Genomic DNA, 11568 nt, shown 5'->3' on the forward strand with positions numbered 1-11568 from the left:
ACGCGATCGGTCCGGAGAGTGGATCAGGCACGCTCCGAACCGAGGTACTGAATGCAGTATGCCAGTAGGACGCATGCCGCGCAACTCGTCGATGCGCATCTGCCAGACTTGACGCCATGGCGACGACCGTGACGGCACCCCGTGGCATGCGCGACTTCCTCCCGGCGGACAAGGCCCGACGCGAGCACGTGCTCGGTGTCGTCCGCGACGTCTACTCCCGGCACGGGTTCGACGAGATCGAGACGCCCGTGGTCGAGGACGCTGCACGGCTGCACTCCGGGCTCGGCGGTGACAACGAGAAGCTGGCGTTCGCGGTCATGAAGCGCGGGCTCAGCACCGAGGACCTGCAGTCGGCCCAGGCGCCGCTCGACCTCGCCGACCTCGGGCTCCGGTTCGACCTGACCGTGCCGCTCGCCCGCTTCTACGCCTCGCACCGCGCCGAGCTGCCCTCGGTGTTCCGATCGGTGCAGATCGCGCCGGTCTGGCGCGCCGAGCGTCCGCAGAAGGGGCGCTACCGCCAGTTCGTGCAGTGCGACATCGACATACTGGGGGAGCCCGGGCAGCTGGCCGAGATCGAGCTCATCCGCGCCACGACCGCAGCGCTCGACGCGCTCGGGGTGACCGGCACCACGATCCGCATCAACGACCGGCGGATCCTGCTGACCTTGCTGGCGTCGTGGGGCATCGCGGACCCGGCCGCCGCCGACCGCGCGCTCATCACGATCGACAAGCTCGACAAGATCGGCCCCGAGGGCGTCGCCGCTGAGCTCCGCAGCACCGTCGGACAGGAGCTGCCGGGGCTCGAGGACACCATCCGTTCGCTCGAGTCCGCGAACTGGACCACGGTCGAGGGAGCTGCGTGGCTCGACGCCGACGCGTTCGCCGACCTGCTGCGTCTGCGGGAAGCGCTGCCCGGTGTCGACCTGCGCTTCGACCCGACGCTCGTGCGCGGCATGGGCTACTACACCGGCACGATCTTCGAGGTCGCGCACCCCGACTTCGGCTACAGCCTGGGCGGCGGCGGTCGGTACGACGGCATGATCGGTCGGTTCCTCGGGCAGGACGTGCCCGCGGTCGGCTTCTCGCTGGGCTTCGAGCGCCTGGTCGACCTCGTGACACTCCCGGAGTCCGCCGAGTCGGACGCCGTGGTGCTCGTCTACGACAAGGATGTCGACCCGGTCCGGCTCGCGGCCCTCAAGACCGAGGCGCTCGGATCGCACCGGCGTGTGCGGCTCGAACGGCGCACCAAGAACACGAAGAACCTGCTCGCCGGTCTGGCCGCGCAGGGGTTCTCCGCCTTCGCGACCGTCGGCGCCGACACGAGGTCGCTCGAGGGTGTGGAGTTCCGCCCGCTCGACTGAGTTGTCCACACCGGGCGTCACGGTCGACGTCGTGTTCACCTCGGCTCGCTAGGATCGGTCCCGCAAACACCACAACCAATGTGTAGGGAGTACCCCGTGGCCCTGATCGATGCCGTAGGCGCACGCGAAGTCCTCGATTCCCGAGGCAACCCGACGGTCGAGGTCGAGGTCCTCCTCGACGACGGCGTCGTGTCCCGCGCGCTCGTCCCCTCCGGTGCCTCCACCGGCGCGTTCGAGGCGTACGAACTCCGCGACGGCGATGCCTCGCGCTACGGCGGCAAGGGCGTGCTGAAGGCCGTCGACGCCGTCCTCGACGAGATCGGCCCGGCGCTCGAGGGCTTCGACGCCACGGACCAGCGCCTCGTCGACGCCGCGCTCATCGAGCTCGACGGAACCGAGAACAAGTCCCGCCTCGGCGCGAACTCGATCCTCGGTGCCTCGCTCGCCGTGGCCCGTGCCGCTGCCGACTCGGCCGACCTGCCGCTGTTCCGCTACCTCGGCGGCCCGAACGCGCACACGCTGCCCGTTCCGCTGATGAACGTCGTCAACGGCGGTGCCCACGCGGACACCAACGTCGACATCCAGGAGTTCTTCCTCGTGCCCTACGGCGCCGAGTCGTTCTCCGAGGCGCTCCGTTGGGGCGTCGAGACCTACCACGCCCTCAAGGGCGAGCTGAAGAAGCAGGGCCTCGCGACCGGCCTCGGCGACGAGGGCGGCTTCGCTCCGGAGCTCGCGTCCAACCGTGCGGCGCTCGACTTCCTGCTGACCGCGATCGAGAAGGCCGGCTACACCCCGGGCAAGGACATCGCCGTCGGCCTCGACGTTGCATCGACCGAGTTCTTCCACGACGGCAAGTACTCGTTCGAGGGCAAGCAGCTCTCGAGCCAGGAGTTCACCGCGTACTTCGCCGACCTCGTCGCGAACTACCCGCTCGTCACCATCGAGGACCCGCTGGCCGAGGACGACTGGGAAGGCTGGTCGCACCTGACCGCCGAGCTCGGCGACAAGGTCCAGATCGTCGGCGACGACCTGTTCGTCACCAACCCGAAGCGTCTGCAGCGGGGCATCGACGAGAAGGCCGCGAACTCGATCCTGGTGAAGGTCAACCAGATCGGCACGCTCACCGAGACCCTCGACGCGGTCTCGCTCGCGCACCGTCACGGCCTCACCTCGATCCTGTCGCACCGCTCCGGCGAGACCGAGGACACCACGATCGCGGACATCGCGGTCGCGGTCGACGGTGGTCAGATCAAGACCGGCGCACCGGCCCGCTCGGACCGCGTCGCGAAGTACAACCAGCTGCTCCGCATCGAGGAAGAGCTCGGCGACGCCGCGGTGTACGCCGGTCGCTCGGCCTTCCCGCGCGCCGCTGCCCTGTAACCACCCGGGCCAGCAGTACCGGCACCACCGAGACGCCGTCCTCTCCCGAGAGGACGGCGTCTCGTCGTGTGCGGACCTCGATCGCGTCCCTCCGTGCCGGGGTCAGTACCTGCCGCGCGCGCTGCGTCGAGTGGTCACGAGTCGTCGGCTGGCCCGGGCTTGGCCGACAGGACGTGACCGCCGGACGCACGCCGGGCGGTGTGTCGTGACCACTCCCGGCGCGGGCCGGACGGTGCGGACCGGAGCCGTGCCTCCCGGCAGCATCGATCGGACGACGCGAGTCGCTGAGAGGCCACCGAACGGCCGCGTGCCGGGAGCTCCCAGCGCGTCGGTCGGGTTATCGTCGGGACGTGCCCAGCCAGAAGCCCCGCGTCCGCCGCGTCCCCGTGGCGATGCCCGACGGCAGCACGTCGGCGCAGCCGTGGTACCGCTCGATCCACTTCTCCGGGTTCAGCCTGCTGATGCTCGCGATCATCGTGCTCTTCGTCGTGGTGCTCGCCCCGTCGCTCCGCACGCTCATCCAGCAGCAGGAACAGATCGCCCAGCAGCAGCGTGAGGTCGCGAGCCAGAAGGCCGACGTCACGCAGAAGAAGAAGGACGTCGCCCGCTGGGACGACCCCGCCTACATCGAGGCGCAGGCGCGCGATCGCCTGCTCTACGTGTACCCGGGCGAGGAGAGCTACCTCGTGATGGGGGCCGAGGACCGGAAGGCCGAGACCACGCCGACGACGGACTCCGGCACGCCCGTCAGCACGAAGGTCCAGACGCCGAAGGTGGACTGGGTGCAGGCGATGCTCTCCTCCGTGCTGCAGTCGGGGCTCACCGACGAGACCGCCGCGGACCTCGTGGCCCCGGACGTCTCGGGGACCGGCGAGAGCAAGTAGCTCCGTGCCGGACCCGTCCGGCACGACGGTGCGCGGGGTACCGGGTCTCCGGTAGGCTCACGTTCCCGTGACGACCCCTCCCTTCGACCCGCCCTCCGACCGCGACGTCCAGGTCGTGTCGGCGCAGCTCGGCCGACCGGCACGCGACGTCATCGGGATCGCGGCACGGTGCGTCTGTGGCAACCCCACGGTCGTCTCCACGAAGCCCCGACTGTCGAACGGCACCCCGTTCCCGACGTTCTACTACCTGTGCCACCCCGCGGCCACCGCCGCGGTCAGCACCCTCGAGGCCAACCAGGTGATGCCGGAGCTGGCAGCACTGCTCGAGGACGACACCACCGCGGCCGCGTACCTCGCGGCCCACGAGTCCTACCTGGCCGATCGCGAGTCGATCGAGCACGTCGACGAGATCGTCGGCATCAGCGCCGGTGGCATGCCCACCCGTGTGAAGTGCCTGCACGCCCTCGTCGGTCACGCCCTCGCCGCCGGACCCGGCGTCAACCCCATCGGTGACCTCGCGCTCGAGCGCGCGGACTGGTCGCCCTCCCGGTGTGAGTGCCGGGCGTATGATGACGGTGCAGACGCTGGAGTCGGGGCGGGTGGCGGCGAAGTCTGACTCGACTCCGAAACCCCCATCCAAGGAGATCATCCCCCGTGCCCAAGATCCTCGTCGTCGGCGGCGGTTACGCCGGTTTCTACACCGCATGGAAGCTCGAGAAGCACCTTCGCCAGGGCGAAGCCGAGGTCGTCATGGTGGACCCGCTGCCGTACATGACGTACCAGCCGTTCCTGCCCGAGGTCGCCGCCGGTTCGATCGAGCCGCGCCACGCGGTCGTCTCGCACCGCCGCCACCTCAAGAACACCCGCGTCGTCACCGCGAAGGTCACCGAGGTCGACCACGCGACGAAGACCGCCACGATCACCCCGACCGAGGGCGAGGCGTGGGAGGAGTCCTACGACCAGATCGTCATGACCGCCGGCGCGGTGTCCCGCACGTTCCCGATCCCGGGTGTCGCGGACGAGGCCATCGGCCTCAAGACGATCGAGGAAGCCGCGGCGATCCGCGACAAGATCCTCACGAACTTCCACAAGGCGGCGAACCTGCCGGCCGGTCCCGAGCGCGACCGCCTGCTGACCGTCGTCGTGGTCGGTGGTGGCTTCGCCGGCATCGAGGTCTTCGCCGAGCTCCGCTCCTTCGTCACCGACCTGCTGAAGAGCTACCCGCAGCTCTCCTTCGACGAGACGCGCTTCCACCTGGTCGAGGCGATGGGCCGCATCATGCCCGAGGTCTCGCTCGAGACCTCGCACTGGGTGCTCAAGAACCTCGCGCAGCGCGGTGCGAACGTGCACCTCGAGACCCAGCTGGCCTCGGCTGTCGGTGGCGTCTGCGAGCTCAAGACGAGCGACGGCGCGATCGAGAAGATCGAGTCCGACCTCATCATCTGGACCGCCGGTGTCATGGCGAACCCGATGGTCAAGGGGACCGACTTCCCGCTCGAGCAGCGCGGTCGCATCCGCGTGCAGCCCGACCTGCGTGTCGTCGACGACAACGGTGTGATCGCGGACGCGTGGGCCTGTGGCGACGTCGCAGCCGTGCCGGACCTCACCGGTGGGGGCGTCGGCGGCTTCTGCGTGCCGAACGCCCAGCACGCCGTCCGTCAGGCGAAGCAGCTCGCGAAGAACCTGGTCGCGACCATCCGTGGCGAGGCCACGACCGACTACAAGCACGAGAACCTCGGCGCCGTCGCGGGCCTCGGTCTCGGCATCGGCGTGTTCCAGTCCGGCAAGTTCGCCATGAAGGGCTTCCTGGCGTGGGGCGCGCACCGCGGCTACCACGGCATGGCCATGCCGTCGTGGGAGCGCAAGTGGCGTGTCATCGGCGACTGGGTCGGCGGCTTCTTCCTGGGCCGCGACATCGCGTCGCTCGACGACCGTGAGACCCCGCGCGCTGCGTTCGAGGCCTTCGCGTCCCGTCCGAAGCCTGCGGCCGAGGCCCCGGCCGCTCCGGCCGCCGCTCCGGCTCCGGAAGAGGGCAAGCCCGCTGGTGCCGCTGGCCCGGCGTACGGCGAGCCCGCCAAGGACGTCTCGAACGAGGCCGAGCCCGTGAAGGCCCCGGCCGACGCCAAGTAGTCCCAGCAGCAGTCCGCGAGAGGCGGTCACCCTTCGGGGTGGCCGCCTCTCGCGCATCGGTAGGCTGTTGCGGCCCGCCCCCGTGGCCCAATCGGTAGAGGCATGCGACTTAAAATCGCCGAGTTGTGGGTTCGAGTCCCACCGGGGGTACCGAAGCGCGTCTCGCGAGAGCGACTGCGCGTGACCATGTCCGGCGGAGCTCGACTTAGGGTTGCCTAACCTAACCCCTGTCCCTATGCTCAGGGAGTTAGGTAAGGCTACCCAAACTTGGAGACCACCCGAATGCACCTGTCCTCTCCTCGCGCCCGGCGTCTGGCCGCCGGCGCGACCGCCGTCGCCCTCGGCGCGACGATCGCCGCTGCCGCCGCGCTCGGCGCCGCCCCCGCGAACGCCGCCTCCGCCGACGTCACCGACGCGTCGCTGTCCTGGAGCCTCAGCAACGAGGCCAACGCCGGCGCCTACTTCGGCGGCTGCAACTTCCTGTCCGCCGGGGTCGCCGGCAACTCGGGAGCCTCGGCTCCGTGGACCGCGACCAACCCGTCGCCCGGCTACGCCGCTTCGGCCGGCAACGTCTCGATCGCCTACCCGACGACCGCGGGCGGCACCTCGACCCCGACCTTCGCCACGAAGTGCCAGACCGGCGACGGCACCACCGTCACCCCGGCGACGAGCACCCGCGGCGTCCTGACCCTGGCCGAGGGTACCGGCACCGTCGACGCCGCAGCCGGCACCGCGGACATCGCGTGGGACGGCGGCTTCACGGTCGCGTTCTACGGTGGCTTGACGTACTGGTCCGCCGAGGACCCGGAACTGCACGTCGCAGCGGACGGCACGGGTGAGCTCACCGCCACGGTCTCGGGCTACGCGGCCTCGCGCGACGGGGGCAGCTGGGCGCCGCTCACCCCGCGCACGGTGCACCTCGCCACCCTCACCGACGTCGACGTCACGAGCACGGGCATCACCGTGAGCCCGGACTGGCAGGGCGTCGAGCCCGCGTCGGCGACGAGCCTGAACAAGACGAACGCCGACTGGGGTTCGTGGCCGGCGGACTTCGTCGACTTCCAGAACGAGACCGGTCAGAGCTCGTACTGGTACACGTCCGGCGCGAACGACGCCGCGGCCAAGAAGCCGCAGCCGATCTCGATCGCCTACACGGCGGCCGAGGCCCCGACGCCGGAGCCGACCACCCCGGTGACCCCGGAGCCGACGACCGAGCCGAGCGAGCCCGGCACGCCGGAGCCGACGACCGAGCCGAGCGAGCCCGGCACGCCGGAGCCGACGACCGAGCCGAGCGAGCCCGGCACGCCGGAGCCCACGACCGGCCCGACGGCGGGCCCGACCACGGAGCCCACCACCGCGCCGACCACCCCGGCACCGTCGATCAGCACCGGCGGCACCACCACCTTCACTGTCGGCGATTCGGTGCCGCTGCGCGCCGAGGGCCTGCCGACAGCGACGAAGTACTCGATCGTCCTGCACAGCGACCCCGTCGTCCTCGGCACCGTGACCACGGACGCCGACGGGGCCTTCGCGACCTCGGTCGTGATCCCAGCGGACACCCCGGCCGGCGCGCACACCATCGCGGTGGAGTCGTCGGACGGCACCGCCGTGGTCTCGCTCGCCATCACGGTCACCGCTGACGGCACCGTCGTCGTCGACCCGGTCGACACCACCACGGCCGTCACCACCGGCGCAGCCGTGAACACCGGAGGCACCGTCTCCGGCACCTCGGCCCTGCCGTGGATCGGGCTGTCGGCCGTCGCCGTCGTCGCCCTCGGCTCGGTCGCGTTCATCGCGTACCGCCGCCGCGTCACCCAGCAGGACTGACGCACCGGGATCCGCGGGGCGGTCGACCCCGCCACGCGGATCCCGGCACCCAGGTGTCGGAGGGGAGGCGCGCCTCCCGTCCGACACATTCGTCACCATCCACGGAACCCATCGTGACCACCCCACGCACCACGCCCTGCAGGGGGCGGCCCCGCCATCGCGGCGGCGCGCTGCTCTGGACGATCGCCGTGCTCGCCGCGGCGACCCTCGTGGTCGGCGTGGTCGGTGTGGTCACGGCGACCACCGGAGCCGCATCGCCGACGGCGATCACCGGCACGTCGCTCGACGGCGAGCAGGTCACGCTCGACCCGGGCGAGTCGGGGACGGCGGCGTCTGCGTCGAACGCCGTCGCCGACACCGGCGTCCAGCTCGTGGTGCCGTCGGTCGGGCTCGACGTGCCGCTCGGCGAACTGGACGCCGTCGACGGGCAGATCACGCCGCCGGGGTTCAGCGAGGCCTACCGGGTCCGCAACGTGGGGGTCCCGCTGGCGGACCGCGCGGACGGCACCGTGTTCGTCGTCATGCACTCGCTGCGGAACGGTGCGATCGGTCCGGGCAACCTGCTCATCGACGTCGACGGGCAACGCTCCGAGGTCGCGGTCGGCAGCAGCGTCCGGATCGGCGACGCGCGGTGGACGGTGACCGGCTCCGAGCGGATCACGAAGGCGACCGTGGCCGCCGACGCCGACGTCTGGGCGGACGAGCCCGGCCGGCTCCTGCTCATCACGTGCCTGCAGCGGCCGGACGGTTCCGCCTCGGTCGACAACGTGGTCATCGAGGCCACGCTCGATCGCTAACATCGCCTGCGTGGTCGGACTCGGAAGCGCACTCGCGAACCTGCAGAACGCCCTCCGTCGGCCCGAGGCCCACGTCGAGGTCGTCGACGGCGAGACCGTCCCCGTCGGCATGCTCCTCGGCACGCTCGGTGCGCTGCTGCTCGACGCGGGCAGCTCCGTCACCGACGTCCGCTCGGCGCTCGAGAAGGCCCGCGACGCCGCCGGGGTCGGTCCGACCCTGGCGATCGGGGTGCTGCCGGCGCTCGTGATGGTGAGCGAGGTCTCGACCGGTGCGGCGACGATCGTGAACGCCGAGGGCGTCGAGCTGTCGTCGCGACAGGCTGCACGGGCGAACCGGGTCGTGCTCGGGTTGGAGAGCGGCTCCATCGCCCTCGCCGAGATCCCCGCGCGGGTCCGGGCCATGCGGGCCGGCACCGTCCCGCCGCCCGCACTGCCGTGGATCCTCGGCAACGCGCTGACGTCCGCCGGGCTCGCCGTCGTGTTCCGGTGCCCGTGGTGGGCGATCCTGCTCGCGCTCCTGGTCGGTGCGCTCGTCGGGGTCATCGGCCTGCTGCTCCGGCGCTTCCGCGAGGCCGTCGCGATCATCCCGTTCCTGGCGGCCTTCGTGTCGACGGCCATCGTCGGACTCGTCGCCGCGGGTGCCGGGTTCGAGCAGGTCCCGCTGTTCGCCGTGTGCGCCCCGGTGGCGGTGTTCGTCCCCGGTGCCCTCATCACCAACGCCCTGCTCGAGCTGACCGCAGCGGACATCGTGACCGGGTCCTCGCGGCTGGTCCAGGGGCTCATCATGCTCGGCTTCATGGCGGCCGGCATCGCCTCGGGCAGCGCCCTGACCGGGCTGCACGTCGACCCGTCCTCAGCGGCGCTCGTCGGCGAGGTCGCCGGCGTCGGCACGGACCTGGCCGGGTGGGAGTCCGTGCCGTCCTACTGGGTGTCGTGGGTCGCCGTGGTGGTCCTGGCGGTCGGCCTCGGCCTGGTGTTCCGCTCGGGCTGGCGGCTGACGCTCGTGTCGGTGGCGGTCATGGTCACCGCGTACGCCCTGGTGAGCGGGACGACGCCGGTGTGGGGGAGCGTCGTCGCGACCGGTGCGACGGCGGCGCTGCTGTTCGTCGCGACCCGGTTGCTCGAGCGGCTCGTGCCGGCGATCCCGGCGACCGTGTCGTTCTTCCCGGCGTTCCTGCTGCTCGTCCCCGGGACCGTCGGGCTGGTGGCGGTGGCCACGTTCGACCCCGAGTCCCTCGCGACACCCCTGGCGACCTTCGTCAGCCTGTGCATCGGGACGAAGATCGGCGGGCTGCTGCCGGGCCTGTTCGCCCGGAACGCGCCGAGCCGCGGGGTGGACGCGACCAGCTGACGGCCTGGAGGCGCGGGGCGGGGCCGCCACGGGCCTCCCGTCCGACGCCGCGCACGTGCAGAGCCCGCTACGGCTCGAGCAGCCGGCCCACCGCCTGGTCCTCCGCTGCCGTCGCCTTGGCGAGGTAGTGCACCTTCTTGCCCGTCGCGTTGTACGGCAGCTCGTCGACGAACCGGTACCGCCTCGGCCGCTTGTAGCGGGCGAGCCCGGGGTGCGAGCCCGTCCACTCCTCGAGCACGGCGGCGGCTGCGACGTCGTCTTCCGGCAGCCGTCCCGCTGCACGGACCACGTACGCCGTGACGACCTCGCCCCAACGCTCGTCCGGGATCCCGACGACGATCGAGTCGGCGACCCCCGGGTGCTCCTGCAGCGCGGCCTCGACCTGGACGGGGTGCACGTTCTCGCCGCCGGAGATGATCATGTCGTCCTTGCGGCCGACGATCGTGACCCGCTCGTGCTCGTCCCACGTCGCGAGGTCGCCGGGGTAGAACCAGCCGTTCGCGAACTTCTCCGCCTCGAGGCCCGGGTTGCGGTACGAGTAGCCGGACTTCACGGTCCGGACCGCGAACTCGCCGATCTCGGCGCCGTCCTTCGGCACGGTGTCACTCGGGTCCGCCAGGCGGTCCTCGTACACGCGCACGACGGCGACGTCGTCGTCCGTCGACGCGCGGCCGGTGGAGCCGGCGCCGTCGGGGAAGTCCTCGGGACGCAGGAACGTGTTCCAGAAGGTCTCGGTCGTGCCGTAGCCGTTGAAGATCCGCGGGGACAGGAGCTCCTGGTAGCGGAGTGCAGCGGCACGGTCGAGCGGTGCACCCATCGTGACGATGCCGTGCAGGGACGACAGGTCGCGTGGTCGCCCCTCTTGCGCGTTCGCGAGCTGCACCAGGTTCGGCGGCGCACCGATCAGGAACGTCAGCCGCTCGGACTCGACCAGGTCGAGCACCCGCTCGGCGTCGAAGTGCCGCAGGGTCGTGAGCTCGGCGCCGACGTAGAACACCGGGTTCGGGCCACCCGAGTACAGGCCGCCACGGTGGAACAGCGGCGACATGTTGAGCGTCTTGTCGAAGGGGCTGAGGGGGAAGTGCATCACGACGTCGTGGGCGCTGAGCACCTCGACCAGGCTCGGCAGGGGCACCGGCTTCGGTCGCCCGGTGGTGCCGGAGGTGTAGAGCCGAGTGGTCTCGTCGTAGGTGCTGCGGGGTTCGGTCGCGGCGAGTTCGGCGGGCGTGACGGGGTCGGCGGCGAGGAGTGCGGTGAACGCGACGCGGGCGTCGCGTGTGGCGTGCGCGTCTTGGCCGTCGCGTGCGGCGTGGTCGTCACCACCGACGACGATGACGTGGTCGGGACGGTGCGGCGCGGTCTCGAGCGCTCGGGCGATGTCGTCGCCGCGCGCCGCGTCGTGCACCAGCACCACGGGCGCGGAGTCCTCGATGATGAAGGCGACCTCGTCGGGCGCGAGCCGGAAGTTCGTGGGCGAGAACACCGCGCCGATGCGGTGGCACGCCAGGTAGAGCATCGCGAACTCGGGCGAGTTGAACAGCTCGACCATCACGACCGAACCGCGACCGACACCGTGCCGGAGGAGCCACCCGCCGATGTGGTCGACGACGACCCCGAGTTCCGTGTAGGTCCACGACCGACCCGTGTCCGGGTCGCGCAGCGCGGGCCGGTCCGCGAAGCGGTGGGTGTTCCGCGCGAAGCCGTTCGCGTACGTGTAGCTGCCCTCGAACACCTCGCGGAACCGCGTCGGGTCGTAGTCGGATCGGGTCTCGGTCATCATCGCTCCCTGGGGCGGTCGAACGGCGCGTCACGCACCGATCGTCACTGTATCCGCCGCG

9 protein-coding genes and 1 tRNA gene are annotated in these 11568 nt (G+C 71.3%); 9 read left to right on the forward strand and 1 reads right to left on the reverse strand.

Features of this window, described 5'->3' with window-relative positions:
• The first annotated feature begins 116 nt into the window (after positions 1-116).
• From hisS to DEJ14_RS04450, 9 genes are all read left to right on the forward strand, one after another.
• On the forward strand, positions 117-1361 hold the full coding sequence (gene hisS / locus DEJ14_RS04410; protein ID WP_111084826.1) for a histidine--tRNA ligase: 1245 nt from the start codon (positions 117-119) through the stop codon (positions 1359-1361).
• Positions 1362-1457: 96 nt separating this feature from the next.
• Positions 1458-2741 carry a phosphopyruvate hydratase gene (gene eno, locus DEJ14_RS04415; RefSeq protein WP_111084825.1) on the forward strand — a complete coding sequence of 428 codons (1284 nt, stop codon included), beginning with the start codon at positions 1458-1460 and terminating at the stop codon, positions 2739-2741.
• 350 nt (positions 2742-3091) lie between these two features.
• On the forward strand, positions 3092-3625 hold the full coding sequence (locus DEJ14_RS04420) for an FtsB family cell division protein (protein ID WP_111084824.1): 534 nt from the start codon (positions 3092-3094) through the stop codon (positions 3623-3625).
• A 67-nt stretch (positions 3626-3692) separates the two neighbouring features.
• The gene (locus tag DEJ14_RS04425; protein WP_111084823.1) at positions 3693-4241 is read left to right on the forward strand and encodes a DUF501 domain-containing protein; all 549 of its coding nucleotides are present in this window, start codon (positions 3693-3695) and stop codon (positions 4239-4241) included.
• Positions 4242-4279: 38 nt separating this feature from the next.
• Positions 4280-5755, forward strand: coding sequence for an NAD(P)/FAD-dependent oxidoreductase (locus DEJ14_RS04430; protein WP_111084822.1), 1476 nt, complete (start codon positions 4280-4282; stop codon positions 5753-5755).
• A gap of 76 nt (positions 5756-5831) precedes the next feature.
• Positions 5832-5905 (forward strand) — tRNA-Leu (locus DEJ14_RS04435).
• 117 nt (positions 5906-6022) lie between these two features.
• Positions 6023-7582 (forward strand): hypothetical protein, encoded by a 1560-nt coding sequence (locus DEJ14_RS04440; RefSeq protein WP_181437470.1) that lies wholly within the window; start codon positions 6023-6025, stop codon positions 7580-7582.
• 113 nt (positions 7583-7695) lie between these two features.
• Positions 7696-8379, forward strand: a complete 684-nt coding sequence (locus tag DEJ14_RS04445; RefSeq protein WP_220036403.1) for a class F sortase — start codon at positions 7696-7698, stop codon at positions 8377-8379.
• A 10-nt stretch (positions 8380-8389) separates the two neighbouring features.
• Positions 8390-9730 (forward strand): threonine/serine exporter family protein, encoded by a 1341-nt coding sequence (locus tag DEJ14_RS04450; RefSeq protein WP_111084821.1) that lies wholly within the window; start codon positions 8390-8392, stop codon positions 9728-9730.
• Between the two features lie 67 nt (positions 9731-9797).
• Here the strand turns inward: DEJ14_RS04450 and DEJ14_RS04455 are convergent, their stop codons facing one another.
• Positions 9798-11507, reverse strand: a complete 1710-nt coding sequence (locus tag DEJ14_RS04455) for a class I adenylate-forming enzyme family protein (RefSeq protein ID WP_111084906.1) — start codon at positions 11505-11507, stop codon at positions 9798-9800.
• Positions 11508-11568: the final 61 nt, after the last annotated feature.

The organism is Curtobacterium sp. MCJR17_020 (assembly GCF_003234365.2).
Lineage (GTDB): Bacteria > Actinomycetota > Actinomycetes > Actinomycetales > Microbacteriaceae > Curtobacterium.